The organism is Variovorax sp. W2I14 (assembly GCF_050435205.1).
In the GTDB taxonomy this organism is placed as follows: Bacteria; Pseudomonadota; Gammaproteobacteria; order Burkholderiales; family Burkholderiaceae_C; genus Variovorax; species Variovorax paradoxus_C.
This window is the reverse complement of the sequence record NZ_JBNDJX010000001.1, coordinates 6,747,686-6,773,574: the sequence shown is the minus strand read 5'-3', so window position 1 is coordinate 6,773,574 and position 25,889 is coordinate 6,747,686. Positions and strand designations below refer to the sequence as shown.

Below are 25,889 nucleotides of genomic sequence, written 5' to 3'. Positions count from 1 at the left end.
GAAATAGATTTTCAGATTGGATCGATACTTGCGATCCGGTTTCCTTTCACTTCTTTCATCTCAGGAGTCCTCCCATGCCCCTCGAATACCTCGGCGCCCCGCCCGTCGCCTCGGACCGCCAGGCCCGCCCCTTCTCCCCGGCCGTGCGCGCGGGCGACTTCATCTATGTGTCGGGCCAGGTGCCCGCCAATGCCGACGGCGAAATCGTGGTGGGCGGCATCGAGGCGCAGACGCGCCAGGTGATGGAGAACCTGAAGAAAGTGCTCGCGCTGGCCGGCGCCACGCTCGACGACGTGTGCAAGAGCACCGTCTGGCTGCACGACGCGCGCGACTTTGGTGCCTTCAACCGCATCTACATGAGCTACTTCGGCGAGAACAAGCCGGCGCGCTCGACCACCGAGGCGCGCCTCATGGTCGATGCGAAGGTCGAGATCGACGTCGTCGCCTACAAGCCGAAGTGATCGACCGATCGCGGACTACTTCAGCTCGGTCTTGCGCTGGATGATCCGCGAGACCAGCCCGTATTCCACCGCCTCCTCGGCCGAGAGCCAGCGGTCGCGCTCGATGTCGGCCAGCACCACGTCGATGTGCTTGCCCGTCTCGCGCGCGATCTCGTGCGCGATGCGCTGGCGGGCCTTGATGATTTCCTGCGCCTGAATCGCGATGTCGGTCGCCTGCCCGCCCGCGCCGCCGCTGGGCTGATGGATCAAAAAGCGCGTGTTCGGCAGGCACACGCGTCGCTCGCACGGGGCCGCGAGAAAGAGGTGCGTGGCGGCGCTCCCCACCCAGCCGGTGCCGATCATGTTCACCGGCGCGCTGATGAAACGCACGATGTCGTGGATCGCATCGCCCGACTCCAGGTGCCCGCCGGGCGAGCTCACGAGGATGTCGATGGGTTTGTCGGCGTTGTCGGCGTCCAGCGCGATGAGCCGGCGCGTCACGTCGGCGGCCACCGAATCGGTGATGCTGCCGAAGATCAGCAGCGTGCGCGATTTGAACGCTTTTTCCTCCAGATAGGAGTTGCGCGGCTCGGCCGTGGCCGCGGGCTGGGTGTCGTCGTCTGTTTCCATGATCAAGAAAAACTCCTGTGGTTGAACTGTCTTGACGAACAAGGCCACAGTTTCGTGACATTGCGGGGGCTGTGGCAAGCTGCGCCGATGCTCGATGAACGCTATCTCTCGCAATTGCCGGCACTGCGAAGCCGACTGGTTCGCGCAGCGGCGCGCATGCTGGGCGGACAGGCCGAAGCCGAGGATGTGGTGCAGGACACCTACCTGCGCGCGCTAGAGGCAGGCGATCAGCCCACCCTCGATGCAGCCCAGGCCTGGCTGACCACCGTCATGCAGCACCTCGCGATCGACCGGCTGCGGCGGCGCAACTGGATGCAGCAGTGGCTTTCCGATGCGAAGGCATCGGCTGCGCCTCCTGAAACCACCTCGACGGAAGACCGCGCCGCGATGGCCCAGGAGATCGATCGCGCCCTGCGGTTGCTGGCCACGCGGCTGAGCCCAGCCGATGGCGCCGCGGTGCTGCTGCGCGAGGTGTTCGAAGCCAGCTTCAAGGAAATCGCGCAGGCCAGCGGCAAGACCGAGGCGGCTTGCCGGCAACAGTTGCATCGCGCGCTGCTGAGGCTGCGGCAGGACGACAGGGACTTGGAAGAGCGCGGCGCTGAAGCGGTCTTCCATGTGTATCGACAGGCGCTGCATGACCGCGATGCACGAACGCTGTTCGCGATGCTGCGGCAGCCGCCGACGCGTGCACTCGCCATGTCGATGACGACATCGCCGAGGTCCGATGCGCCGCGTGCCGTCTGCCAGGTGATGCAGATGGGCGGACAGCTTGGCCTCGTGCTGACCTTGGGTGGGAAGGTGTTGTGCGTGTTGCCGCTGGATGCGCGGCAGGCCGAAGAAGCGTTGTATTAGCTCCTTCCCCCTCTGGGGGAAGGTTGGGATGGGGGCACGCGCGGCCTTCGAGGCTGCACGGCGTTGAAGGCCGCTGCGCCCCCACCCCCGCCCTCCCCCGGAAGGGGAGGGAGAAAGACAAAAACTCAGCCGGCGAGCCGACCCGCCACCAGCTGCAACACCCGGTCGCAACGCTTCGCCAGCTCCTGGTCATGCGTGACCATCACGAAGGCCGTGCCATGGCGATGCGCCAGGTCGAGCATCAAATCGAACACCGTGTCAGCCGTGCTGCGGTCCAGATTGCCAGTGGGCTCGTCCGCCAGCACGCACGCGGGTTGCGTGACCAGCGCACGTGCAATCGCCACGCGCTGGCGCTCGCCGCCCGAGAGCTCGGCCGGGCGATGCTGCACGCGCTCGCCCAGGCCGACGCTCGTGAGAATCTTGCGAGCCGACTCCGCCGCCTGAGACGATTCCACGCGGCGGATCTTCAGCGGCATCGCCACGTTGTCCAGCGCGCTGAATTCGGGCAGCAGATGATGGAATTGATAGACGAAACCGAGGTGCTGGTTGCGCAGCCGCCCCTGCTCCGCGGCATCCGCATGCGCGATGTCCTTGCCGAGCAGTTCGACCTTGCCCGAGGTCGGCGCATCGAGCCCGCCCATCAGGTGCAGCAGCGTGCTCTTGCCCGAGCCCGATGCGCCGACGATGGCCAACGTTTCGCCGGCATGCACATCGAGGTCCACGCCATGCAGCACCGTCAGGTCGATGCGGCCTTCGTGAAAACGTTTGGTGAGACCACGTGCCTTGAGAACGACTTCACTCATAGCGCAGCGCCTCCGCGGGGTTGACGCGGCTGGCGCGCCAGCTCGGGTACAGCGTGGCCAGGAAGGCGAGGACGAGGGAAATGATCGCGATGGGCATGATGTCGCTCTGCTGCGGGTCGCTCGGCATCTTGCTGATCAGGTAGATGTCCTTGGGCAAAAAGCTCGCATGGAAGAGCTGTTCGAGGAAGGGCACGATCACGTCGATGTTGTAGGCGATGCCCAGGCCCAGCAGGAGGCCGGCCACGGTGCCGATCACGCCCACCATCGCGCCCTGCACCACGAAGATGCCCATGATGCTGCGCGGCGAGCTGCCCAGCGTGCGCAGGATGGCGATGTCGGCGCGCTTGTCGGTCACCGTCATCACGAGCGTGGACACGAGGTTGAAGGCCGCCACCGCCACGATCAGCGTGAGGATGATGAACATCATGCGTTTCTCGACCTGCACGGCCGCGAACCAGGTCTTGTTCTGACGCGTCCAGTCGCGGATCAGGAATTCGCCGGGCAGGCTCACGGCCAGCTGGTCGGCCACGTCGCGGGCCTCGTTCAGGTCCTTGAGCTTCAGGCGGATGCCGGTCGGGCCTTCGAGGCGGAACACCTTGGCCGCGTCCTGCTCGTGGACCATCGCCAGCGCCGAGTCGTACTCGTAGTGGCCCGAATCGAAGGTGCCCACCACGGTGAACTGCTTCAGGCGCGGCACCACGCCGGCCGGCGTCACCTGGCCGCCCGGCGCCACCAGCGTGACCTTGTCGCCGGGCTGCACGAACATCGAGCGCGCGAGTTCGACGCCCAGCACGATGCCGAACTCGCCCGGCACCAGCTTGTCGAAGGTGCCCTTGCTCGCGATGCCGCCGGTGTCGGTCACTTCGGGTTCGAGCTTCGGGTCGATGCCGCGGACGATCGCGCCCTTCATGTCCTCGCCGCGCGCAATCAGCGCCTGCGTGTTGATGAAGGGAGCCGCGCCGATGACCTCGGGGTTCTTGCGCGCGGCGGCCATGATTTCGTCCAGGCTCTGCAGCGCCTGCCCGTCGCGCGAGAAGATCTCGATGTGCGACACCACGCCGAGCATGCGGTCGCGCACCTCTTTCTGGAAGCCGTTCATCACACTGAGCACAATGATCAGCGCCGCCACGCCCAGCGCGATGCCGAGCATCGAGACACCGGAGATGAAGGAGATGAAGCCGTTGCGCCGCGTCGCCCGGCCTGCGCGCGTATAGCGCCAGCCGAGCTGCAGTTCATATGGGAGTCGCATAGGGGCGGGATTGTGGCATCCCGAAACGTTTGGGGGCTTCCGGGACAATAGAGGGATGGCCGAACACCCCCCACGTCACTTGTTGATCCCCTTCGCCGGCCGCGGTTCCCCGGCCTGCCGCGCCGCTCTGCCGGCACTCAAGCTCCCGAATCTCGAATCCCTGCTTTCCCGCCTCTCCCTCGCGGACACCGACACGCAGGACGAAAGCACGCACTCGCCTCCGCACGAGCGGGCGCTCGCCAAGGCGCTGGGCATCGCCGCTGACGACGGCTGCATCCCGTGGGCCGCGCTCGAAGCCCGCGAGGCCGGCCTTGCCGCCCCCGACGACGCCGAAGGCTGGGGCGTCGTCACGCTGTGCAACTGGCAGGTCGGCATCGACGACGTGGCGCTGGGCGATCCGGCCGCCATCGAGATCGATGCCGCCGAATCGGCCGCCCTGCTGGAGGTCGCCCGCCCGTTTTTCGAGGAAGACGGCATCGCGCTGCACGCCTCGCCCACGCCGGGCCGCTGGCTCGCTCGCGCGCGCATCTTCGATGGCCTCGCCACGGCCTCCATCGACCGCGCGGTGGGCTACCCGATTTCGCAGTGGTCGCCGCTGGGCGACTCGGCGCGGTCTCTCCGCCGCCTGCAGAACGAGATGCAGATGCTGCTCTACACGCAGCGCGTGAACGACGACCGCGCCGCGCGCGGCGTGCCGCCGATCAACTCCTTCTGGCTCAGCGGGACCGGCGCCATGAAAGGCGCCACGCCGACAGCGCCCGCGCCAACCGTGAGCGACGCGCTGCGCATCGCCGCGCTGCGCGACGACGGCATGGCCTGGGCCGAGGCTTGGCAAGCGCTGGATGCCGGCGCCATCGCCTCGCTGCTGGCCGACTACACGCGCGGCGCCGATGTGACGCTCACGCTCTGCGGCGACCGCGCCGCGCAGCACTACACCGTGCAGCAGCGCGGCCTCGCGCGCTGGGCGAAGAGCCTGTTCGACCGCACACGCGCCGCCGCGGTGCTGGAGTCGCTGTGAAGATCATCGCCCGAGATATTCCCCCGCGCACCGTCTGGGCCCTCGAGCAGGCCGGCGTTCACCCGCTGCTCGCGCGCCTCTTTGCCGCGCGCGGTGTGATGGCCAAGGACGAGCTGGACGACGGCCTCGCCCGCCTGCTGCTTCCCGACACCCTGCGCGGCACGCGCGAAGCCGCCGTGCTGCTGGCCGACGCGATGGCGCAGGACAAGCGCCTCTGCATCGTCGCCGACTACGACTGCGACGGCGCCACCGCCTGCGCGGTCGGCGTCCGCGGCCTGCGCTTGCTCGGCGCGAAGCACGTGAGCTACCTCGTGCCCGATCGCGTGGTCGACGGCTACGGCCTCACGCCGCCGATTGCCGAACGCGTGGCCGACAGCGGCGCCGACATGCTCATCACCGTCGACAACGGCATCGCAAGCGTCGAAGGCGTCGCGGCTGCCAAGGCGCGCGGCCTGCAGGTGCTGGTGACCGATCACCATCTGCCCGGCCCCGAACTGCCCATCGCCGATGTGCTGGTGAATCCGAACCAGCCCGGCTGCGATTTCGAGAGCAAGAGCATCGCGGGCGTCGGCGTCATGTTCTATGTGCTGCTCGCGCTGCGCTCCGAGTTGCGCGCGCGCGGCGTGTTCGACGTGGCATCGCAGCCCAAGCTAGACGCACTCCTGCCGCTGGTCGCGCTCGGCACGGTCGCCGACGTGGTGAAGCTCGATGCCAACAACCGCCGCCTCGTCGCACAGGGCCTGCGCCGCATCCGCGCGGGCGCGATGCCCGCGGGCGTGGCCGCGCTCTTCAAGGCCGCTGGCCGCACGGCGTCGGTCGCCACCACCTTCGACTTCGGCTTTGCCCTCGGCCCGCGCATCAACGCGGCCGGGCGCCTGGCCGACATGACGCTGGGCATCGAATGCCTGTTGACCGACGACGCCGGCCGCGCTGACGAACTCGCGCGCATGCTCGACGGCATCAACCGCGAGCGGCGCGACATCGAGGGCGGCATGCGCGACCAGGCGCTGCTGCTGGCCGAATCGCTTTTCGCCACCGACGGCGAAGGCATCGAAGCGCCGCCGCCGGCCATCAGCGTGTTCGATGCGAACTTCCATGAAGGCGTGGTCGGCATCGTGGCCTCGCGCATCAAGGACCGTTTCCATCGCCCGACTTTCGTGTTCGCCGCGAGCGGCGCGCCGGGCAAGGAGCAGGAGTTGAAGGGCTCGGGCCGGTCGATTCCGGGCTTTCACCTGCGCGATGCGCTGGACCTCGTGGCCAAGCGCCATCCGGGCGTGCTGCTGCGCTTCGGCGGCCACGCGATGGCGGCGGGCTGCACGGTGGCGCGCGAGCATTTCAAGACCTTCGAGCAGGCGCTCGCGCAGGTGGCCGGCGAGTGGCTGGCGGCATCGGCGCTCACCCGCCAGATCGAGACCGACGGGCCTATCGCGCGCGAGTACATGCGCATCGACCTCGTGGACACGCTGCACCGCGAGGTGTGGGGACAAGGTTTCGCGCCGCCGACCTTCAGCGAAGAGGTGGAAGTGGTGTCGCAGCGCCTCGTGGGCGAAAAGCACCTGGCGCTCAAGCTGCGGCACCAGGGCCAGCCGATCGATGCGATCTGGTTCAGCCACACCGAACCGTTGCCGCCGAAGGTGAAGCTCGCGTTCCGGCTCGATGCGGACGAGTGGCAGGGCGTGCGGCGCCTGCGCTTCCTGGTCGAGGGGGCGGAGTTCTAGAAGAAGAAGAAGAAGAAGAAAAAGGAACCAGGCCTCTGCGGAGGACCTGGATTGCCTTGATTACCTGGTTGGAGGGGGGAGACTGCGTTCAGTCGCGCCGATTGCCATGTTCAAGCACATGCAAGCCGGCAGATGCAAGCGGTCGAATGCTCGTCGGAGCACCGTTCGACGGGTTGCACCCGCGCTCCCCCGGAGTCATCGCACGTACAAAGACACCGACACGACCAACGCCCAGCTGTAGACAACGACCACGCACATTCCCATGAGGAAACCTTCCGCCCTGCGGCTGGCCTCCGTCGCAAGGGAATGCGCAAGCAGCGTCTCCGAATTCCGAAGCAGCAACCCGTCGATGTCCACAGCGTCAACCCCCCTCCTCGCAGCACCTCCCTGATTCACAAGCCGGCCCCATCGAAGCAATCGCTCCTCCGTCCGTGGACAGAAAAAGTCGTCACGCTCCCTCCCAGGATCTGCGCCCGATGCGGCCTGCATTGCGTTCTCTCCCCGCGCCTTCGATGCGCGCACGCCGTGACTTTAGAGACAACTGAATTTCAAACAACTAATGACTAATACCAGTCGGGCCGTGACCGGTGCAATTGCGCTGCGTAGAAGAACGGCTTTCGATTGGAAATAAAACTTCCGTATACGCGCCATTGCGCAACACCAGTGAATTCTGCGTATTCCCTCTGGCGGGCCGCGGTGCTGCAGTGCCGAGCTCTTCTGGCCGCGAACATCGACGCGGAGTTGGGTGCGTTGTGGCCTGACAAGGGTGACGATAGTCCGTTATCGCCAAGCCGATTTGATGCATTGCGCATCAATTAAAAGCCAGCGCGATATTTACCCAAGAATCGTCGGCAATTAAAATTCACTCGACCAATTCAAATCACCGGGAATTTTCGCTCGCACCCGGCCCTATCACGAATTCCCTCGGTATGAGAATTCTGAAAAGTGTCCCCTGCCCCATCACCGATTTGACTTCAATACGGTAATTGAGGCGCGTGGCAAATCGCTTCACGATGGCCAAGCCCAATCCCACGCCCTTGGTACGGCTCTGGTCGTCGACCTCTTCCTGATGAAAAGCGTCAAAAATCCGCTGCCGCGCTTCGAGTTTGATTCCGGGGCCCTGGTCCCAGATTTCGATGGATGCGCCCCTCGACGTTCTGCGGGCGCACACCAGCACACCGTTCTTGGTGTATTTCAGGGCATTGGAAACCAGATTTTCAAGCATCCGCAGCAGCATGGAAGCATCGGTGCCCACGGTAATTCTCGCAATGCGAAACCGCAATTGCACGCCATCGCGCTCGGCGATTTTCTCGAAATGCAGATCGAGTTTTTGAAACAGCGATTGAATTTCCGTGGCCCGGATCTTCACCCCGGCGTCGAGCGCTTCAATTCGCGCAAATTCGAGAATATTGTTGATATAGATCTGAAGCGCATCGATTTCCTGCCCCAGCCTATCGAGCGTCGATTCCGCGGATTGATGCGTCTTGGTCGCCGCCATGGCGGACAGCACCCACAATTTCGCGGCATGCAGGCGCTGCTGGAAATCGTGGCTCGCGCCCGCAAAGAATTCCGAGCGGGTGTCGAGCGTCTTGTATGCGGTGTCCTTCAGTCGTTCGAGTTTGTCGTTGGCAATTTCGAGCTGGTTCACCAATTGACTGGCTTCATGGGTGCGCGCGAGCAAGTCGTTGAGCTGGCGAACGGCAATGAAAATATTCAGCCACAACACGGCCAGCACACCCATGTCGAGCGCCACGATGACCGACAGGCTCGCCACGCCGTTGGAATACAGATTGGCCGAAAAAGCGCCCCACAGCAGCACGTTGTAAAGAACCACGGCAATGGGGGTCACCGGCCACATGCCGGTCATCGACACGCTGATGCTGAGCAGGCCGATGCACATGATCAACACGCGCACCGTGAGCACCGGCCCCACGAACAAATGGATGGTCCAGATCCAGTACAGGCAGGCAATGACGATGATGACGATCGGGATCAGCTTGAGCCCGAGTGATTTCTTGACGACGGCCGGCGGCAATTGCGTGAGCGGCCAGAAAAGCGCGACGCGAATCAGCCAGGTCACGACCGAGACCGCAAGCCAGGTCCACATCGATGCCGAATCGAGAATCGGCGCGCTCGCCTCCGCGACCAGGAGCCCGAAGATCGTGATCCAGTAGGCAACCTGCTGGACAAAGAATTGGCGCTCCGCCAGATGACGGTGCGCCAGCGTCGCGTGAATCAGGGAGCGGGAAAGCCGCCCCTGCTTTTCCATCAGCGATTCGTCGAGCGGCTCGCTCTTGTTGTTGGTGAAGCCCCGGAGGAGCTCCTCAAGCATTCCCATCGCTGCTCCTCGTGGCGAAACCTGCCAGGAGCCCGAGTTGCAATGCCTTCTGAACGGCGTGTGCGCGCGATTTCACGCCCAGCGCTTCCATGGCGGAATCGATGTGGTAATTGACCGTTCCCGGGTGCAATGACAGCAATCGCGCGATTTCCTTGGTGGAGCGCCCCGCACCGACGAATTCGAGGCATTGGCATTGGCGGTTGGTCAGCCGGATGGCGTTCGGATTCGCGCCCAGGTCGGGCAATTCGGGAAAGACCTTCTCGCCCGCAATCGCCTTGTCCAGACTCGCCTCGAGCTCCTTGATTTCGATGGCTTTGAGGACGTAGCCCTGGAAGCCGCTGGCCTTGGCCTGGGCGATGTAGTCCGTCCGGTGCGTGCCGGTCAGGATGCAGGTGATCCCCTCCTTGCCCAGCTTCTTGATTTCCATGGCCAGCGAAAGGCCGACCGCGCCGGGCACGTCCAGATCGAGCAGGATCAAGCCCCATCGGTCGGGCGTTGCCTTCAATGCAAGCAGCGCCTTGTCGGCGCTGTTGCAGACCTCGATATTGGCGACGAGCGGACTTCTCGCAATTTTTTCTGCCGTCGCTTCCGACACCAGAGGTTGGTCTTCTATGAACAGGACGTTGATCATCGGTATTTCTCGCCGGGGTGTTTTTGTTCTGCCGAATGGAGCTCAGGTATTGCAATGCCCGCCGCGTGGCTCGAAGGTCGGCGGCGGGACCAGCGCGGCAATTCGCCGGGCCAGCGGCAGATGGAGGATCGGCCGGTTGCACGCGCTTTGCCCGCCCGGGAGGCGTGGAGCCCGTGGCAATCAGGTGGGGAGAGGAGGCTCATGTGGGGTGGCGTCGAGCCGTGTTTTGCGGAGACCTTGCTGGGGCGACCCGCGTCGTCGATGACATCGTGAAGCGCTGCGCGGCGTGCTTCGATCAGTTCATCCATGCCCGCTACTTTACTAAAAGCAAACAATGTCAATTGGGAAGAATAACTGTGAACTATGGCTTGGCGGCGATGCGATTTCTCAAATGGAATTGACTACTTTTATCTAAGCAACCAACCGGCGTTTCCATACAGCAGCGGCGCGTCGTTTCCGCGCTGAACGCCGCGAGCCCACGACATGGCGGGCGCAGATTCGGCACGCATTCCTACGCGCGACGGATCGCAAGGTTTTACGGTAGTTTTTCGAATGCAGGCAGCCCAGTCCAGCCCGCAATCAAGCCCGAAGCACAGCGGGCGCGGCGCGCTTCGTTTCGTTCAACTTTCCCAAGGAGACCGACATGGAAACCACAGACCTTCGCCCCCTTGCCCTGGTGACGGGCGCCTCGTCCGGCATCGGCTTTCAACTCGCGCTGCTCGCTGCGCGCAACGGCTACGACCTCCTCATCGGTGCGGACGAGCCCCTGGAGCAGGCCGAGACCGAGTTGCGCGTGCTGGGCGCGAACGTGGTGTCGGTGCGCGCCGACTTCGCCACGCGCGACGGCGTCGACGCGCTGCTGGCCGCCGCCGAGGGCCGGCCCATCGACGCGCTGTTCGCGAATGCGGGCCACGGCCTCGGCCGCGGCTTTCTCGACCAGGACTTTCACGACGTGCAGCATGTGATCAACACCAACATCACCGGCACGATCTACCTCGTGCAGTGCGTGGGCCGCGAGATGCGCAAGGCGGGCCAGGGGCGCATCCTCATCACGGGCTCGATCGCGGGCTTCCAGCCGGGGAGCTTCCAGGCGGTCTACAACGGCAGCAAGGCGTTCATCGACTCGTTCGCGATGGCGCTGCGCAACGAACTGAAAGGCACCGGCGTCTCGGTGAGCTGCCTCATGCCCGGCGTGACCGACACCCACTTCTTCGCGCGCGCCGACATGCTCGACACACGCGTCGGCCAGCAGACCGACAAGGCCGACCCGGCGGAAGTGGCCAAGGCCGGCTTCGACGCGATGATGAAGGGCGAAAGCGGCGTGATCGCCGGATGGCGCAACAAGATGCAGGTGGCGCTGTCGCGGGTGATGCCGGGGCCGAAGCTGGCGGAGCAGCATCGCAAGCTGGCGGAGCCGGGGAGTGCGGAGCGGAAGACGGTGCTGTCGTAGCCACCTCTTGCTCATCTGTCGCCTAAAGAAAAGCCCTCCGGGCGGAGAACCGCGGGAGGGCTTTTCGGGTTTGGTGCCGCTTGTCGGAATCGAACTGACGACCTTCCGCTTACAAGGCGGGTGCTCTACCAATTGAGCTAAAGCGGCTGAATTTCTTCGGAGTGCGTGATTCTAGTAGCCCGTTGCAAGCGCCTACTTGATGCGCTTGAGCGAGGGCCTCGAACCGCCACCGACCGGCGGGCGCGGCGGCTCGTCGACGGGGTCGGTGGACGCGCCGGCAGAGTCGGCATCGACCACTTCACCACCTTCTTCACCTGTGACCAGGTGAACGATCTTGCCGGCATCGCCTTCGGTGCCGCGCGAGGCGTCACGCAAAGGCATGCGTGCCGGACCCGTCGGCGAGGCCGGCACATCGTTGCCGCTGTCGACCGCAGGCGCTGGCGCGGGGAACGCCATGCCCTGTCCGTTCTCGCGCGCATAGATCGCGATCACGCGCCCCACCGGCACGCTGATCTCGCGTGCACTGCCCGCAAAACGGGCCTTGAACTCGATGAAATCGTTGCCCAGCTTGAGCGAGCTGGTCGCATCGAAGCTGATGTTGAGCACGATCTCGCCGTTCTTCACGTACTCGCGCGGCACCTGGACGGTGTCGTCGACCTGCACCGCGACATAGGGCGTGAACCCGTTGTCGGTGCACCATTCGTACAGCGCCCGGATGAGGTACGGGCGGGTGGAAGACGACTCGAGCGCGTTGATCATGAAAGAGCAGAGAACGGGACTTGGACGCAGCTTTTACTTGCGCATGACCTTTTCGGAAGGCGTCAGCGCTTCGATGTACGCGGGGCGCGAGAAGATGCGCTCGGCGTACTTCAGCAGCGGTGCCGCGTTCTTGCTGAGGTCGATGCCGTAGTAATCGAGGCGCCAGAGCAGCGGCGCGATGGCCACGTCGAGCATCGAGAAGTTGTCGCCCAGCATGTACTTGTTCTTGAGGAACACGGGCGCCAGTTGCGTCAGGCGGTCGCGGATGTGCGAGCGGGCCTTTTCGATGGTCTTCTCGTTGCCCTTGGTGGTGCGGTTCTCCAGCGTCGAGACGTGAACGAACAGTTCCTTCTCGAAGTTGAGCAGGAACAGGCGCACGCGGGCGCGGTCGACCGGGTCGCCGGGCATCAGTTGCGGATGCGGGAAGCGCTCGTCGATGTACTCGTTGATGATGTTCGACTCGTACAGGATCAGGTCGCGCTCGACCAGGATCGGCACCTGGCCGTACGGATTCATCACGCTGATGTCTTCGGGCTTGTTGTAGAGATCGACGTCGCGGATCTCGAAGTCCATGCCCTTTTCGAACAGAACGAAGCGGCAGCGGTGGGAAAAGGGGCAGGTCGTTCCTGAATACAAGACCATCATGGCGAGAGACTCCTAAAAATCAAAAAGAGTGGGTCGCGTTGGCAACCCACTCTGTGGGACCGGATGCACGAGGCAACCGGTCGGCGTGGACGGAACTACTTGACGTCTTTCCAGTACGAGGCGTTCAGTCGCCACACAAAAACCACCGACATGGCCAGGAACAGCAGGACCCAGACGCCGATACGGATGCGGGTGTTCTGCGCGGGTTCGGCCATCCACTGCAGATAGCTCACCAGGTCGCCGACGGCATTGTCGTACTGCACCGGCGTCAGGGTGCCAGGCGTGACCTGCTCCCACTTGCCCGTGAAGACTTCGGTGGCATGGCCGTGCTGCTCGACCTTGGTGTAGACCGGCCGGCGTTCGCCCTGCAGTTCCCACAGGGGGTTCGGCATGGCGACGCTCGGGAACACGAGGTTGTTCCAGCCGGTGGCCTTGGTGTCATCGCGGTAGAAGGTGCGAAGGAAGGTGTAGAGGTAGTCGGCGCCGGTGCCGCCGTGGCCGGCACGCGAACGCGCGACCAGCGTGAGGTCGGGCGGCGTGGTACCGAACCACTCCTTGGCCTGGCGCGCGTCGATGTTGGCCTTCATGGTTTCGCCGACCTTGTCGGTCGTGAACAGAAGGTTGTCCTTGATCTGCTGCTCGGTGATGCCGATGTCCTGCAGGCGGTTGTAGCGCATGAAGGCGGCCGAGTGGCAGTTGAGGCAGTAGTTGACGAACAGCTTGGCGCCGTTCTGCAGGGCCTGCACGTCGGTCGTCTTGTTGGGCGCCTTGTCCCAAGCCAGGCCGCCCGATTCGGCCGATGCGGGGGCGGAGAAGGTCAGCCCGAGCGCCAGACCCAAGGTAGCCATGACCGCGAGCCAGCCGGAAATTCTTTTCTTCATCGTGTTTCTCTCAAGCTCTTGCACTTCTCGTGTCTCGTCTCAATGCGCGGCGAAGACCACGCGCTCGGGCACGGGCTTGAATTCGCCCTTGCGGCTCCACCAGGGCATCAAGAGGAAGAAGCCGAAGTAGAAGAGCGTGCCGATCTGCGAGATGGTCTGGGCGATGTCGAGGGCAAAGGAGCCGATGACCAGGTTGCCCCAGACGCCGGGCGGCTGGATGCCCAGGTAGCCCAGGATCAGGAAGAGGAAGACGAAGACGCCATACACATACTTGTGCCAGCTCGGGCGGTAGCGGATCGACTTGACTTCGCTGTGGTCGAGCCACGGCAGGAAGAACAGGATGATGACCGAACCGCCCATCACGACCACGCCCCAGAACTTGGCGTCGAAGGCCTTGAGCAGGAAGATGGCCACGGCCGCCACGACGACGATCGCGATCTTCAGCGCCGTGCCCGACTTGCCCTTGACGAAGTTCAGGATGGCAGCCAGGCCGATGATCAACGCGAACACGTTGACCATGTCGTCGGTCGTCGCGCGCAGCATCGAATAGAACGGCGTGAAGTACCAGACCGGGGCGATGTGGTTGGGCGTCTTCAGCGAATCGGCCGGGATGAAGTTGTTGTACTCGAGGAAGTACCCACCGGCTTCGGGCGCGAAGAAGATCACCGCCGAGAAGATCGTGAGGAACACCACCACGCCGAAGATGTCGTGCACCGTGTAGTACGGATGCGACGGAATGCCGTCGAGCGGATGACCGTCGGGACCGCGGTTGGCCTTGATCTCGATGCCGTCGGGGTTGTTGGAACCCACTTCGTGCAGCGCAATCAGGTGAGCCACCACCAGGCCGAGCAGCACCAGCGGCACGGCGATCACGTGGAAGCTGAAGAAGCGGTTCAGCGTGGCGTCGCTCACCACGTAGTCGCCGCGGATCAGGAGGGCCAGGTCAGGACCGATGAACGGAATGGCGGCGAACAGGTTCACGATCACCTGGGCACCCCAGTAGGACATCTGACCCCAGGGCAGCAGGTAGCCCATGAAGGCTTCGGCCATGAGGCACAGGAAGATCGCGCAGCCGAACACCCAGATCAGCTCGCGGGGCTTGCGGTAGCTGCCGTACATGAGGCCGCGGAACATGTGCAGGTACACCACGACGAAGAACGCAGAGGCGCCCGTCGAGTGGATGTAGCGGATGAGCCAGCCCCAGGGCACGTCGCGCATGATGTACTCGACCGATGCGAACGCCTGGTTCGCGTCGGGCTTGTAGTGCATGACGAGGAAGATGCCGGTGACGATCTGGATCACCAGGACCAGCATTGCCAGCGAGCCGAAGATGTACCAGAAGTTGAAGTTCTTCGGCGCGTAGTACTTGCCCCACTGGTCGTTCCAGAGCTTGGTCAGCGGGAAGCGGTTGTCGACCCAGTTGAGCAGCTTCTCGCCAGCCGGCGCATTGGGGGAAATTTCGTGGAATTCAGCCATGTTCTTCTTCTGCCTCAGGCCTTCTTGGAGTCTTCACCGATCAGGAGCTTGGTGTCCGACAGGTACATGTGCGGAGGCACAGGCAGGTTGTCGGGCGCGGGCTTGTTCTTGAAGACGCGGCCGGCCAGGTCGAACGTCGAACCGTGGCAAGGGCAGAGGAAGCCGCCTTCCCAGTCGGCCGGCAGCGAAGGCTGGGGGCCGGCCTGCAGGCGGTCCACCGGCGAGCAGCCCAGGTGGGTGCAGATACCCACCACGACCAGCACATCGGGCTTGATCGAGCGATGCTCGTTCTGGGCGTACTTGGGAGTGAATTCGTCGGGGTGGCGCTTGGAGAGCGGGTCGGCCAGTTGGCCGTCCAGCTTGGGGAGCTCCGCGACCTGCTCGGGCGAGCGCTTGAGGATCCAGACCGGCTTGCCGCGCCATTCGACGGTCATTTTCTCGCCAACCTTGAGGCCCGAAATGTCGACTTCGACAGCAGCGCCGGCGGCCTTGGCCTTCTCTGACGGCTGGAAAGTACTCACAAATGGAACTACGGTGGCCACGCCACCCGCTACGCCGGCACAGCTGGATGCGATCAACCACGTCCGCTTGCTTGTGTCGATCCGGGGCGAGCCGGAGGTCATGTCACTCATGGGGATCCTCTTGTCTTCTTCGCTGGAGCAGGGGTCAACCCGCGATTGTAGCGGGGCGCTGAAGGGATATTCAATGGCTGCCATGCGCGTGGCCGGCGAACGATGGCCGGCGCGGCGCGTCCGTGGAACGCGCACCACACATGCCGAGCGGCGGGGCCGCGGTGGCTCGACCGGGCAGCCTTCAGTTCAGAAGGCCGTGCTGCATCGCCTCGTGGACCGCCTGGGTCCGCGACTTGACCGCGAGCTTCCGATAGATGCTCTTGGCGTGAAACTCGATCGTGTTGACCGACAGGTAGACCGCCTCCGCGATCTGCCGGTTGCTCCATCCCTGCGCAATCAGCCGCAGCACCTTGAGCTCGCGCGGCGAGAGCCGGGCCGGTGCCGACGGCGGCTCGGCAAGAGGAACGGTCCGGATCGGCTCGATCGTCCGCGTCTTCGCCGATGCGGCGATCAGCCCAAGGATGCGCCGCGCGACGCGCGAGTCCATCGGCGCGCCGCCGCGCTCGATCGAGCGCAACAGGAAAGAAAGTTCGGCGTCGTCCGCTTCCGTCAGCAGGTAGCCGACGGCGCCCGCGGAGATCGCGGCGTTCACCAGTTCGTGGTCGTCGGTGGGCGACATCGCGACGGTCTCGATATGCCGGTACGTCTCGCGCACATGGCGGATCAGCGACACGCCGTCGCTGCCCGGCAGGCACATGCCGACCAGCAGGAGGTCGTAGGGCAGCGAGGCCAGCAGGTTGCACGCCTCGGCGCGCGTGGATGCAACCACGACGCGGCGGCCGGGCGCAAGGTTACCCAATATGCGGCGCAGCCGGGCGGCCACGTCGGGGTCTTCCTCGACGATCAGTGCACCGTGAAAAGTGCTCACGTACGAGAGCTGCGACGCCGACGACATCGGCGCCGTTCTCAAAGGATGACTGGAAAGATTGATGGCCACGCGCACGTCCCTCTTGCTACGCAAGGTAGCTTCCAAATGTTGACTTTCGTTTCAGATACCGCAGGAACGATGCCCGCACGAAAGCACACCGGCCGAGCCGAGTGCGTCAAGGTGACAAGCACCTTGATTTCATTGGGAAATTAGCCAGGAACGAGGGGCGTCGGCGCGCTTCCGTCGGGGCCTCCAAGGCTTGTTTTGGCGCTGCTGTTACGCACTTGTGACCGCGCGTGTTACGTAGCATCGCGCCCCTTCGGAACGCATCGGGAACCGTCATCTCGATGCGGCATTGCCTCTGCGCGGCCCGACCAACCCCGCATGCGCATTGGCTTTCAACAGGCTTTCACTTGCGCCACGGGCAGCGCGGCTGTCGAAGACATAGGCCAAGAACTACCGATCCCGGTGATGTTCATCGGCGCCACGGTTCCTAGCATTGGTTGCATCGGGTAACGCAATGAAACCCGACCTCACTTCGAGGTTAACCCGGGCACGTCGGGGCTCGCGAAGTTGTCGCCCAACCACCAAGGAAACAGTCAGATGACTACACCCAAGCGCTCCGCTTCCAACCCCGGTTCCCGCAGCATTCGCCCCGCGGGAATCAGCCGTGTTCTGGCCTCTGTGTTGGTAGGTGCGGGGTACGTGATGACGCTGCCGGTTGCATACGCTCAAGTGGCCGTCGGCGGTGTCGCCGTCGTGGTCGATCCTCCCGGCCTGGGCATCCTCAACATCACGAGCGGCAACAACGGCGTTCTGACGTCCGCCGACGGTATTTCGACGCCCAACCTGACGGCAACCAGCCTGACCGCATCGAGCGTCAGCGCCGGCACCGTCACCGCAACCAGCATCAGTTCGGCAAGCATTTCGGCCGCCGACGGAACGCTCGGCACGCTGAGCGCAAACAACGTGACCACCGGCAACCTGTCGTCGGGCAACGGCACGATCCAGTCGCTGACGTCGACCAACATCCTCGCCACCGGCGTGACCGCCACGAACATCCTCGGCACGAACGTCGATGCCACCAACATCAACACGGCGAACATCACGGCGGGCAACGGCAGCATCTCGTCGCTCACGTCCACCAACGTCAGCACGAGCAACCTCACGGCGTCCAATGGCACTGTCAACACGCTGAGTGCGACCAATGTCAGCACCACGAATCTGACCGCCAACAGCGGCACGGTCAACACGTTGAGCGCCACCAATGTCAGCACCACCGATCTGACAGCCAACAACGGCACGATCAATACGCTGAGTGCTACCAATGTCAGCACCACCGACCTGACGGCCAACAGCGGCACGATCAACACGCTGAGCGCCACCAATGTCAGCACTACCGACCTGACAGCCAACAGCGGCACGATCAACACGCTGAGCGCCACCAACGTCAGCACCACCGACCTGACCGCCAATAGCGGCACCATCAACACGCTGAGCGCCACCAACGTCAGCACCACGAACCTGACGGCCAACAACGGCACGATCAATACGCTGAGCGCCACCAACGTCAGCACCACCGACCTGACCGCCAACAACGGCACGATCAACACGTTGAGCGCCACCAACGTCAGCACCACGAACCTGACGGCCAACAGCGGAACGATCAACACGTTGAGCGCCACCAACGTCAGCACCACGAACCTGACAGCCAACAGCGGAACGATCAATACGTTGAGCGCCACCGACGTCAGTACCACGAACCTGACGGCCAACAGCGGCACGATCAACACGTTGAGCGCTACCAACGTCAGCACCACCAACCTGACGGCCAACAGCGGCACGATCAACACGCTGAGCGCCACCGACGTCAGCACCACCAATCTGACGGCCAACAGCGGCACGATCAACACGCTGAGCGCCACCAACGTCAGCACCACGAACCTGACAGCCAACAGCGGCACGATCAATACCCTGAGCGCCACCGACGTCAGCACCACCAACCTGACGGCCAACAGCGGCACCATCAACACGCTGAGCGCGACCAATGTGAGCACGACGAACCTGTCGGCGAGCAACGGCACGATCAACAGCTTGAGTGCCACCAACGTCAGCACCACCAACCTGACGGCAAGCCGCGCCACGATCAACACGATCAGCGCTACCAACGTCAGCACCACCAACCAGTCGGCAGCCAGCGCAACCATCAACGCGCTGACCGCCAACACAGTGGCTGCGACCACGGTGAACGCCAGCACGGTCAATGCGAGCACGGTGAACGCCACCACCGTGAATGCCAACACCGGCAACTTCCAGACGCTGACGGCGGCCAACGGCAACATCACGGTGCTGAACACGCAGACCGGCAACATCACGACGATCAACGCGGTGACCGGCAACGTCACCACCTTGAACGCAGGCACGGTGAACGTCACCGGCAACGTGACGGCCGGCGGTTCGATCACGGCCGGCAACGGCATGGTGGCCAACGGGCGCGTGCAGAACGTGGCGCCCGGCATCCTGCCGACGGACGCAGCCAACATGTCGCAGTTGAACCAGGTTCGCAGCGAAGTGCAGGACATGCGCAAGACCAGCAGCACCGGCGCGGCCATCGCCCTGGCTGCCGCCTCGGTGCCGGCGCTCGAAGCGGGCAAGAGCTTCGGCATCGGCGTGGGCGTGGGCTCCTACGACGGCCGCTCGGCAGTCGCCGCTGCTGCGAGCTTCCGCCTGAGCGAATCGGCCCAGATCAAGGTGAACTTCGGCAGCGGCAACAACGGCAAGGTCGGCGGCGGCATCGGCGCCTCCTGGTCCTGGTAATCCGTTCCGTGCACCCGCGGCGCGAGCGCGCCGGGGTGCTTGCCAAGGATGAAATCGAAGGCCGGCACCTATACTGGGTGACCGGTCTTTTTTTGCTGCCGCAAAGGGTCGGGGCCGATGTGCCTGGTGTCCCTGCGATCCGTCCTTCACACAGCCTCATGACCACCTCTTCCATCGCGCCAGCACCCGCCACTTTCAAGGAAAACGCCAAGGCCGACGCCTCGGCGCTGCTGGAGCAAGGCCTCGCGCTGCATCGGCAGGGCCGCCTTTCGGAAGCGCTGCAGATCTACCAGGCCCTGCTGTCCCGATTCCCCGGCCATGCCGACGCGCTGCACCTGACGGGCGAAGCGCTGTACCGGCAAGGCCGGCCCCGGCTGGCGCTCAACCATGTGAACCAGGCGATCGCGCAGTCGCCGCATCACTTCTATTTCAATACCCGCGCGACGATCTTCATGCACCTGAACCTGCTGGCCGAAGCGCAGCAGGACCTGCGCCGCGCGATCAAGGCATTTGCGAACTACCCCGAGGCGTACATCAATCTTTCGGCGGTCTACCGCCAGCAAAAGAAGTTCAGGCAGGCACGCGAAGCCGCGGCCGACGCCACGCGCCTCGCACCACAAGCGCCCGCCGCATGGAACAACGCCGGCGCGATCGACATGGAACAGGATCGCTTCGACGAAGCCGTCCTTCACTTCCAGCAGGCCCTGAAGCTCGACGCGAACTACACGGCGGCCCACAAGAACATCGGCAAGATCCGCGCGCACCAGAAGGATTGGACAGGCGCCCTCGCCTCGCTCGAACTGGCAGCGGCCGACCCTCGCGACCTGGAGGCCTCGTACCTGCTTTCGCGCGCGCTGCTCAGCGCCGGCCGCCCGGGGGACGCCATCGCGCCCATGCAGCACGCCATGCGCAACTGGCCGGCCGAGGAGCGCCACAAGGCGCTGTCCGATCCCGAAGGCGTGGCGGCGCTCTACGGCGTCTGCGGCGCGCTCGAGGGCGTGTCGATGCGCTTCGCGGAATCGGCCGAGCTCTACAAGATCGCACTCGACAGCCTGCCGGAGCACGAGTTGCTGCTGAACAACCTGGGCACGGTGAATTTCAGGCTCGGCCAGTTCGACACCGCCATCGAGGTGCTCAAGAAGGCACTCGAAGTGCATCCGAAACAGGTGCTCGCACGATGCAACCTGGGCGTGACCTACGTGATGGCCGGCCAGTCGGAGGCGGCCATTGCGCAGTTCGAGCAGTGCCTGCGCGACGACCCGAACTTCATGCCCGCCATGGTCTGGATGCTGGGCGAAAAGGCCCACATCGCCGACTGGCGCGGCGTGCCCGAACTGCGCGAAAAAATCGCGCACGCTGCTGGACACCCCGGGCAACGACCAGACGGTGTCGTCGTTCATCCTGATGTCCAACTACGACGATGCCCGGCGCCTCATGGCCTGGACGCAACGCTCCGCCGCGCTGGCCGACAGGAACGTGGGCATCCAGCCGTTTGCCGATGCAGGCGCGCTGCGCACGTCGCCGCGCATCCGCGTGGGCTACTACTCGTTCGACTTCCGCAACCATCCGGTCGCGCATCTCACGGCCGAATTGTTCGCCCGGCACGACCGCAAGGATTTCGAGGTGTTCGCGTATTCGTACGGACCCGACGATGGGCACCCGGCCCGCGCGCGCATCGCTTCGTCCGTCGAGCATTTCGTGGACATGCAAGGCCAGTCGATCCAGCAGATGGCCGAGCGCATCCGCGAGGACGAAGTCGACATCCTCATCGACCTCTCGGGCGACACGCGCGGCGCGAAGCCGCAGGTGATGGCCTACCACGCGGCGCCGGCGCAGCTCATGTGGCTGGGCTACATGGGCACCAGTGGCACGCCGAACTACGACTACCTGGTCTCCGACAACTTCCTTTCGCCACCCGGCACGGAAGACTGCTATTCCGAGAAGCTGCTGCGCCTGCCCGAGACCTTCCAGGTCATCGACTCGCAGCGTCCCACCAATCCGCAGAAGGCCACGCGCGCCGACCACGGGCTGCCCGAGGACGCGTTCGTGCTGTGCAATTTCTCGCAGTCCTTCAAGATCCAGCCGGAGACTTTCGCGGCCTGGGTGCGCATCGTTCGGCGCATTCCGAATGCGGTGCTCTGGCTGGCGCAGGGGCCGAACGGCTTCGAGACGAACCTGCGCGCGCAGTGGGAGGCGGCCGGCCTGCCGGCAGAACGCCTCATCGTTTCGCCGCGCATGCCGATCGACAGGCACCTGGCGCGCATCGGCCTGGCCGACCTGTTCATCGACACCTTTCCCTACAGCAGCGGTGCCACCGCGAACGATGTGCTGTGGGCCGGCGTGCCGTTGCTTGCGCTCACCGGCACGACGATGGTGTCGCGCATGGCGGGCAGCCTGCTGGGCGCCATCGGCCTGCCGGAACTGGTGGCGACGACCCACGACGAATACGTCGAGAAGGCCGTGCACTACGCCACGCATCGGGACGAACTGGCCGTGCTGCGCGGCCGGCTTTCGGAAGCGAAGGACGCGCGCCGCGGCTACTTCGACACGCCGCGCTTCGTGCGGCACCTGGAAGACGGCTTCCGGCAAATTGCCGCGCGCAGCCGTGAAGGGTTGCCGCCGGCGCACATCGGCGTTGCCCTCCGCCCTCTGGAGAAGTGAGCAATCGCGGGCATACTCGGCACTCCTTCAACAGCAGAGCTCCAGCAGCCTTTTGAATCATGAGCATCCTCAGTGAATTCAAGGAATTTGCCGTCAAGGGCAACGTCATCGACCTCGCGGTCGGCGTGATCATCGGCGCGGCGTTCGGCAAGATCGTCGACTCGCTGGTTGCCGACATCATCATGCCGGTGGTGGGCGTGGTGTTCGGCAAGCTCGATTTCTCGAACCTCTACGTGGTGCTCGGCACAGCGCCTGCCGGCGTGGCGAACACGCTGGCCGACCTCAAGAAAGCCGGCGTGCCGGTGCTGGCCTACGGCAGCTTCATCACCGTGGCGGTGAACTTCGTGATCCTGGCGTTCATCATCTTCATGATGGTCAAGCAGATCAACAGGCTGCGGAAGACCGAGGCGGCAGCACCTGCTGCGCCGGCCGCAACGCCGGAAGACATCACCTTGCTGCGCGAAATCCGCGACAGCCTGAAGCGCCCTTCTTAAGAAGACTCTCAGGCGCTCCCGAGCGCCCTCGCCATGCGGAGCGCCTCGACGAGGCTCGACGCATCGGCGAGCCCGGTACCCGCGATATCGAACGCGGTGCCGTGATCGGGGCTGGTGCGCACCAGCGGCAGCCCCAGCGTCACATTCACGCCCTTCTCCACGCCGAGGTACTTGACCGGGATCAGGCCTTGGTCGTGGTACATCGCGATCACCACATCGAACTCGCCGCTGTCGGGCACGCCGCTGTCGGGCACGCCGTGCCGGGCGCGAGCGCGCATGAAGACGGTGTCGGGCGCATGCGGCCCGTTGGCGTCGATGCCTTCGGCGCGCGCGGCGGCGATGGCCGGCGCAATGATTTCGCGCTCTTCCGAACCGAAAAGGCCGCCCTCGCCCGCATGCGGATTGAGGCCCGCGACACCAATGCGCGGCGCGCGTCCCAGCGCGTGGGACAGCGCACGGTGCGTGATGCGCAGCGTCTGCAGCACGCCCTCGAAATGCACCGCCTCGATGGCGTCGCGCAGCGACATGTGGATGCTCACGAGCACGGTGCGCAGCTCGTCATTGGCCAGCATCATGCGCACCGGCACGTCGGCCACGCTGCGCCCCAGGTGCGCGGCCGCCTCGGCCTGCAGCAGCTCGGTGTGGCCGGGATAAGGAAAGCCGGCTGCGGCCAGCGCCTCCTTGTGCAGCGGCGCGGTCACGATGGCGGCGATCTCGCCACGCAGCGCAGCCCGCGCGGCCCAGACCACGCAATCGCCCGCCGCGCGGCCGGCCTCCGCGCTGATCTGGCCGAGCACGATGTTGGCCGGCGGCGCGATCACCTGCAGCACCGGGATGCAGCCGGGCGGAACGCTGGCGGCTTCGGCCACGGTCTCGATCTCCGCGACGGGCCATGCCGGTTGGCCCGGCCCGGCCAGCGCCTGCGAAGCGCGCCGTACCGTGGCCACGTCGCCGGCCACGAAGGCACCCCGGGTCGCATCGGGTGCGTTGCGGAAGGCCTTCGCGATGATCTCGGGGCCGATACCCGCGGGATCGCCCAATGTGATGGCGATGGCTCCGCTCATTCGAAAACCTCCGCGCTCCGCGCTGCGGTGCGCGCTTGCTTGGGGCGGCCCGGCGCTGCGCTCATGCCGGGTTGTCGATGTCGATGAATTCGTGCTTCAGCCCGAGCTGCGCCGCCACGTGCGCGGCCACGGCCTGTGCGCCATAGCGCTCGGTCGCGTGGTGCCCGCAGGCGAGAAAGGCCACGCCCATTTCGCGCGCGTAGTGAGCCTGGGGTTCGGAGATCTCGCCGGTGATGAAGGCGTCGGCGCCGGCCGCAATGGCCGCTTCGAAGTAGCCCTGGGCGCCGCCGGTGCACCAGGCGATGTTCTTGATGGGGCGGTGCGCCGTATCGAGCAGCGTGACCGGGCGCTTGAGCACCTGCTCTGCGTGCGTGGCCAGCGCCTTGGCACTGGCGAAGTTCTCGCCGTTTTCGCGCGCACCGAGGAAGCCGAGCTCCTGCTCCCCGAAGCGTCCGCTCGACCCCGCGTGCGCCACGAGCCCGAGCTGCAGTCCCAACTGCGCGTTGTTGCCCAGCTCCGGATGCGCGTCGAGCGGCAGGTGGTAGGCGAAGAGATTGACGTCGTCGCCGAGCAAGAGGCCCAAGCGCTGCTTCATCCAGCCGGTGACGCAGCCGTCCTGGCCGCGCCAGAACAGGCCATGGTGGACGAAGATGGCATCGGCCTCGGCGTGGATCGCGGCCTCGATCAGCGCGCGGCTGGCGGTCACGCCCGAGACGATCTTCCGGACCACGGTGCGGCCTTCGACCTGCAGGCCGTTGGGTCCGTAGTCCTTGAAGCGCCCGGGGGCCAGCAACAGGTCGAATGCGTGGAGCAGTTCGTGGCGTGTGGTGCTCATCGCGACATTGTCGCGCTGCCCGGGGCCCCCACGCCATCGCGCATGGCATGGCCGCGCGCGGCCAGTGGCCACAGGGCAAGCAGGAAACCCAGCGCCGCGAGTGCCGCGACGTAGTGCGCCGGTGCCATCGTGTCGTGCTGCAGCCAGAGCGTGAGGATCACCGGCGTGAGCCCGCCGAAGACCGCATACGACATGTTGTAAGCGAACGAAAGGCCAGTGAAGCGCACCGGCGCCGGGAAGGCGCGCACGCCGGCGATCGGCACCGTGGCGATGGTGCCCACGAAGAGGCCCACCAGCCCGTAGTGCCAGAACAGCGTGGCCGGCGTACCGGGCAGCCCGGTGTAGAACAGGTAGGCCGTGGCGAAGAGGCCGCCCCAGCCGACGAGCATCACCGCGCGCGTGCCGATGCGGTCGCTCAGCCAGCCGACCAGCACGCAGCCGATGGTCAGGGTCAGCGTCGCGAGCGCGTTGGCTTCGAGCGCCAGCGCGGCCGGAATGTGGTGCACCTTCTGCAGGTAGGTGGGCGTGTAGAGCACCACCACCACGATCGCGGCCGACAGCACCCAGGTCTGCAGCGCGACGTACACGCACGCCAGGCGGTGCTCGCGCAGCACGGTGCGCAGCGGCAGCTCGCGGGCGACCGACTTCAGGCCGGCCAGCTCCTTGAAGACCGGCGTCTCGTGCAGGAAGCGGCGCAGGTACACCGACACCAGCCCGAACACGCCACCCAGGATGAAGGGAATGCGCCAGGCGAAATCGCTCACCTGCTCGGTCGAGTAATGGCGATTGATGGCTACCGCGACCAGCGAACCCAAGAGGATGCCGCCGGTGATGCCCGAGGTCAGCGTGCCGATGCCGAATCCGTAGCGCTTGGCCGGCACGTGCTCGCCGACGAACACCCAGGCACCGGGCATTTCGCCGCCGATGGCCGCGCCCTGCAGCACGCGCATCGCCAGCAGCAGGAGGGGCGCCGCCACGCCGATGCTCGCGTAGGTCGGCAGGAGGCCGATGACCAGCGTGGGCGCGGCCATCAGGAAGATCGAGAGCGTGAACATGCGCTTGCGGCCCAGGAGGTCGCCGAAATGCGCGATGACGATGCCGCCCACGGGGCGGGCGAGGTAGCCGGCTGCGAAGATGCCGAAGGTCTGCAGTTGCCGAAGCCAGTCGGGCATGTCGGCGGGGAAGAAAAGCCCGCCCAGCACCGTGGCGAAAAAGACGTAGATGACGAAGTCGTAGAACTCCAGCGTTCCGCCGAGGGCCGAGAGGGCGAGGGTCTTGTAGTCGCGCGCGTCGAGCGTGCGTGCCGGAGCGGGCTTGGCGCCGTCCGCGAGGGTTGCTTCTGAAGTCATGGCTGGCAGGAAAATCGTGACCGCGCGCGCCGGAGCCGTGGAACCGGGTGGGAAAACGGGGAAATCGCGCGACGAGGATATGCCTGGCCGCATCCACCGGGTGGGCAGTGCGGGAGGCCTGAAAGGTGGGAACCGGGTGGGATCGCTGCGCGATGCTAAGGGTTATCCCGTATTTCCGTAGCCGGCGCTTGCCAATCTCGACCGCGCGGCGCGGTCTATCGTCAAGCCCATTGAGGGACAATCCCACACATCGCTGCCCCGCGCGGCGCCTTCGAACGT

At 65.1% G+C, this 25,889-nt stretch carries 22 protein-coding genes, 1 tRNA gene and 1 pseudogene; 9 read left to right on the top strand and 15 right to left on the bottom strand.

Translation table 11 applies throughout. The features are described 5' to 3' along the window. Nucleotides 1-74 precede the first annotated feature (74 nt). Complete coding sequence (locus QF040_RS31565) at nt 75-461, top strand: RidA family protein (protein ID WP_013539755.1); 387 nt, start codon at nt 75-77, stop codon at nt 459-461. Between the two features lie 15 nt (nt 462-476). Here QF040_RS31565 and QF040_RS31560 read toward each other — a convergent pair whose 3' ends face one another. Then, nucleotides 477-1,070, bottom strand: a complete 594-nt coding sequence (locus QF040_RS31560; RefSeq protein ID WP_429614207.1) for an ATP-dependent Clp protease proteolytic subunit — start codon at nt 1,068-1,070, stop codon at nt 477-479. 54 nt (nt 1,071-1,124) lie between these two features. Between QF040_RS31560 and QF040_RS31555 the strand changes: the two genes are divergently transcribed. Next, nucleotides 1,125-1,922, top strand: a complete 798-nt coding sequence (locus tag QF040_RS31555) for a sigma-70 family RNA polymerase sigma factor (protein ID WP_429614206.1) — start codon at nt 1,125-1,127, stop codon at nt 1,920-1,922. 125 nt (nt 1,923-2,047) lie between these two features. Here QF040_RS31555 and lolD read toward each other — a convergent pair whose 3' ends face one another. After that, a complete protein-coding gene (lolD, locus tag QF040_RS31550) occupies nt 2,048-2,725 on the bottom strand; it encodes a lipoprotein-releasing ABC transporter ATP-binding protein LolD (protein ID WP_257864688.1) in 678 nt (225 codons plus the stop codon). Next, nucleotides 2,718-3,974, bottom strand: a complete 1,257-nt coding sequence (locus QF040_RS31545; RefSeq protein WP_013539751.1) for a lipoprotein-releasing ABC transporter permease subunit — start codon at nt 3,972-3,974, stop codon at nt 2,718-2,720. Before QF040_RS31545 ends, lolD begins: the two co-directional genes overlap by 8 nt. A gap of 55 nt (nt 3,975-4,029) precedes the next feature. Between QF040_RS31545 and QF040_RS31540 the strand changes: the two genes are divergently transcribed. After that, nucleotides 4,030-4,992, top strand: coding sequence for a hypothetical protein (locus QF040_RS31540; protein ID WP_429614205.1), 963 nt, complete (start codon nt 4,030-4,032; stop codon nt 4,990-4,992). Then, nucleotides 4,989-6,710: a single-stranded-DNA-specific exonuclease RecJ gene (recJ, locus tag QF040_RS31535; protein WP_307643546.1), complete on the top strand. Its 1,722-nt coding sequence runs from the start codon at nt 4,989-4,991 to the stop codon at nt 6,708-6,710. The genes QF040_RS31540 and recJ overlap by 4 nt, the downstream gene beginning before the upstream one ends. 880 nt (nt 6,711-7,590) lie before the next feature. Here recJ and QF040_RS31530 read toward each other — a convergent pair. Further along, nucleotides 7,591-9,042, bottom strand: coding sequence for a sensor histidine kinase (locus QF040_RS31530; RefSeq protein WP_429614204.1), 1,452 nt, complete (start codon nt 9,040-9,042; stop codon nt 7,591-7,593). Further along, complete coding sequence (locus tag QF040_RS31525) at nt 9,035-9,679, bottom strand: LuxR C-terminal-related transcriptional regulator (RefSeq protein WP_429614203.1); 645 nt, start codon at nt 9,677-9,679, stop codon at nt 9,035-9,037. Before QF040_RS31525 ends, QF040_RS31530 begins: the two co-directional genes overlap by 8 nt. Before the next feature lie 643 nt (nt 9,680-10,322). Between QF040_RS31525 and QF040_RS31520 the strand changes: the two genes are divergently transcribed. Beyond that, nucleotides 10,323-11,129: an SDR family NAD(P)-dependent oxidoreductase gene (locus QF040_RS31520; RefSeq protein WP_429614202.1), complete on the top strand. Its 807-nt coding sequence runs from the start codon at nt 10,323-10,325 to the stop codon at nt 11,127-11,129. Between the two features lie 71 nt (nt 11,130-11,200). Here QF040_RS31520 and QF040_RS31515 read toward each other — a convergent pair. The 7 genes from QF040_RS31515 to QF040_RS31485 all read right to left on the bottom strand — a co-directional run bounded on the left by QF040_RS31515 (nt 11,201) and on the right by QF040_RS31485 (nt 16,417). Next, a tRNA-Thr gene (locus QF040_RS31515) sits at nt 11,201-11,276 on the bottom strand. Nucleotides 11,277-11,321: 45 nt separating this feature from the next. Beyond that, on the bottom strand, nt 11,322-11,888 hold the full coding sequence (locus tag QF040_RS31510; protein ID WP_429614201.1) for a ClpXP protease specificity-enhancing factor: 567 nt from the start codon (nt 11,886-11,888) through the stop codon (nt 11,322-11,324). 33 nt (nt 11,889-11,921) lie between these two features. Next, complete coding sequence (locus QF040_RS31505) at nt 11,922-12,533, bottom strand: glutathione S-transferase N-terminal domain-containing protein (RefSeq protein WP_013539743.1); 612 nt, start codon at nt 12,531-12,533, stop codon at nt 11,922-11,924. 95 nt (nt 12,534-12,628) lie between these two features. Then, on the bottom strand, nt 12,629-13,414 hold the full coding sequence (locus QF040_RS31500) for a cytochrome c1 (protein WP_429614200.1): 786 nt from the start codon (nt 13,412-13,414) through the stop codon (nt 12,629-12,631). A 39-nt stretch (nt 13,415-13,453) separates the two neighbouring features. Continuing rightward, nucleotides 13,454-14,890 (bottom strand): cytochrome b, encoded by a 1,437-nt coding sequence (locus QF040_RS31495; RefSeq protein ID WP_013539741.1) that lies wholly within the window; start codon nt 14,888-14,890, stop codon nt 13,454-13,456. 14 nt (nt 14,891-14,904) lie between these two features. Further along, entirely contained in the window at nt 14,905-15,522 is a 618-nt protein-coding gene (petA, locus tag QF040_RS31490; protein ID WP_013539740.1) for a ubiquinol-cytochrome c reductase iron-sulfur subunit, read from the bottom strand. 181 nt (nt 15,523-15,703) lie between these two features. After that, a complete protein-coding gene (locus tag QF040_RS31485) occupies nt 15,704-16,417 on the bottom strand; it encodes a LuxR C-terminal-related transcriptional regulator (protein WP_429614721.1) in 714 nt (237 codons plus the stop codon). Between the two features lie 576 nt (nt 16,418-16,993). Between QF040_RS31485 and QF040_RS31480 the strand changes: the two genes are divergently transcribed. The 4 genes and pseudogenes from QF040_RS31480 to mscL all read left to right on the top strand — a co-directional run bounded on the left by QF040_RS31480 (nt 16,994) and on the right by mscL (nt 22,362). Continuing rightward, nucleotides 16,994-19,207: a YadA-like family protein gene (locus QF040_RS31480; RefSeq protein ID WP_429614199.1), complete on the top strand. Its 2,214-nt coding sequence runs from the start codon at nt 16,994-16,996 to the stop codon at nt 19,205-19,207. A 158-nt stretch (nt 19,208-19,365) separates the two neighbouring features. After that, a pseudogene (locus QF040_RS31475) lies at nt 19,366-20,415 on the top strand (tetratricopeptide repeat protein); the annotation flags it as partial. 178 nt (nt 20,416-20,593) lie between these two features. Then, nucleotides 20,594-21,868 carry a hypothetical protein gene (locus tag QF040_RS31470; RefSeq protein ID WP_429614198.1) on the top strand — a complete coding sequence of 425 codons (1,275 nt, stop codon included), beginning with the start codon at nt 20,594-20,596 and terminating at the stop codon, nt 21,866-21,868. Between the two features lie 59 nt (nt 21,869-21,927). Next, the gene (gene mscL / locus QF040_RS31465; RefSeq protein WP_307599002.1) at nt 21,928-22,362 is read left to right on the top strand and encodes a large conductance mechanosensitive channel protein MscL; all 435 of its coding nucleotides are present in this window, start codon (nt 21,928-21,930) and stop codon (nt 22,360-22,362) included. A gap of 8 nt (nt 22,363-22,370) precedes the next feature. Here the strand turns inward: mscL and pdxA are convergent, their stop codons facing one another. From pdxA to QF040_RS31450, 3 genes are all read right to left on the bottom strand, one after another. Beyond that, a complete protein-coding gene (gene pdxA / locus QF040_RS31460; protein ID WP_429614197.1) occupies nt 22,371-23,426 on the bottom strand; it encodes a 4-hydroxythreonine-4-phosphate dehydrogenase PdxA in 1,056 nt (351 codons plus the stop codon). Nucleotides 23,427-23,487: 61 nt separating this feature from the next. Then, on the bottom strand, nt 23,488-24,261 hold the full coding sequence (locus QF040_RS31455; protein ID WP_429614196.1) for a Nif3-like dinuclear metal center hexameric protein: 774 nt from the start codon (nt 24,259-24,261) through the stop codon (nt 23,488-23,490). Beyond that, nucleotides 24,258-25,610, bottom strand: a complete 1,353-nt coding sequence (locus tag QF040_RS31450) for an MFS transporter (RefSeq protein WP_429614195.1) — start codon at nt 25,608-25,610, stop codon at nt 24,258-24,260. The genes QF040_RS31455 and QF040_RS31450 overlap by 4 nt, the downstream gene beginning before the upstream one ends. Between the last annotated feature and the right edge of the window lie 279 nt (nt 25,611-25,889).

Coding starts and splice junctions, on each gene's coding strand:
- QF040_RS31480 (WP_429614199.1), top strand. CDS start 16,994: ATGACTACACCCAAGCGCTCCGCTTCCAACCCCGGTTCCCGCAGCATT.
- QF040_RS31540 (WP_429614205.1), top strand. CDS start 4,030: ATGGCCGAACACCCCCCACGTCACTTGTTGATCCCCTTCGCCGGCCGC.
- lolD (WP_257864688.1), bottom strand. CDS start 2,725: ATGAGTGAAGTCGTTCTCAAGGCACGTGGTCTCACCAAACGTTTTCAC.
- petA (WP_013539740.1), bottom strand. CDS start 15,522: ATGAGTGACATGACCTCCGGCTCGCCCCGGATCGACACAAGCAAGCGG.
- QF040_RS31510 (WP_429614201.1), bottom strand. CDS start 11,888: ATGATCAACGCGCTCGAGTCGTCTTCCACCCGCCCGTACCTCATCCGG.
- QF040_RS31530 (WP_429614204.1), bottom strand. CDS start 9,042: ATGCTTGAGGAGCTCCTCCGGGGCTTCACCAACAACAAGAGCGAGCCG.
- QF040_RS31450 (WP_429614195.1), bottom strand. CDS start 25,610: ATGACTTCAGAAGCAACCCTCGCGGACGGCGCCAAGCCCGCTCCGGCA.
- QF040_RS31560 (WP_429614207.1), bottom strand. CDS start 1,070: ATGGAAACAGACGACGACACCCAGCCCGCGGCCACGGCCGAGCCGCGC.
- pdxA (WP_429614197.1), bottom strand. CDS start 23,426: ATGAGCGGAGCCATCGCCATCACATTGGGCGATCCCGCGGGTATCGGC.
- QF040_RS31505 (WP_013539743.1), bottom strand. CDS start 12,533: ATGATGGTCTTGTATTCAGGAACGACCTGCCCCTTTTCCCACCGCTGC.
- QF040_RS31520 (WP_429614202.1), top strand. CDS start 10,323: ATGGAAACCACAGACCTTCGCCCCCTTGCCCTGGTGACGGGCGCCTCG.
- QF040_RS31455 (WP_429614196.1), bottom strand. CDS start 24,261: ATGAGCACCACACGCCACGAACTGCTCCACGCATTCGACCTGTTGCTG.
- QF040_RS31565 (WP_013539755.1), top strand. CDS start 75: ATGCCCCTCGAATACCTCGGCGCCCCGCCCGTCGCCTCGGACCGCCAG.
- QF040_RS31500 (WP_429614200.1), bottom strand. CDS start 13,414: ATGAAGAAAAGAATTTCCGGCTGGCTCGCGGTCATGGCTACCTTGGGT.
- QF040_RS31525 (WP_429614203.1), bottom strand. CDS start 9,679: ATGATCAACGTCCTGTTCATAGAAGACCAACCTCTGGTGTCGGAAGCG.
- QF040_RS31485 (WP_429614721.1), bottom strand. CDS start 16,417: ATGTCGTCGGCGTCGCAGCTCTCGTACGTGAGCACTTTTCACGGTGCA.
- mscL (WP_307599002.1), top strand. CDS start 21,928: ATGAGCATCCTCAGTGAATTCAAGGAATTTGCCGTCAAGGGCAACGTC.
- QF040_RS31495 (WP_013539741.1), bottom strand. CDS start 14,890: ATGGCTGAATTCCACGAAATTTCCCCCAATGCGCCGGCTGGCGAGAAG.
- QF040_RS31545 (WP_013539751.1), bottom strand. CDS start 3,974: ATGCGACTCCCATATGAACTGCAGCTCGGCTGGCGCTATACGCGCGCA.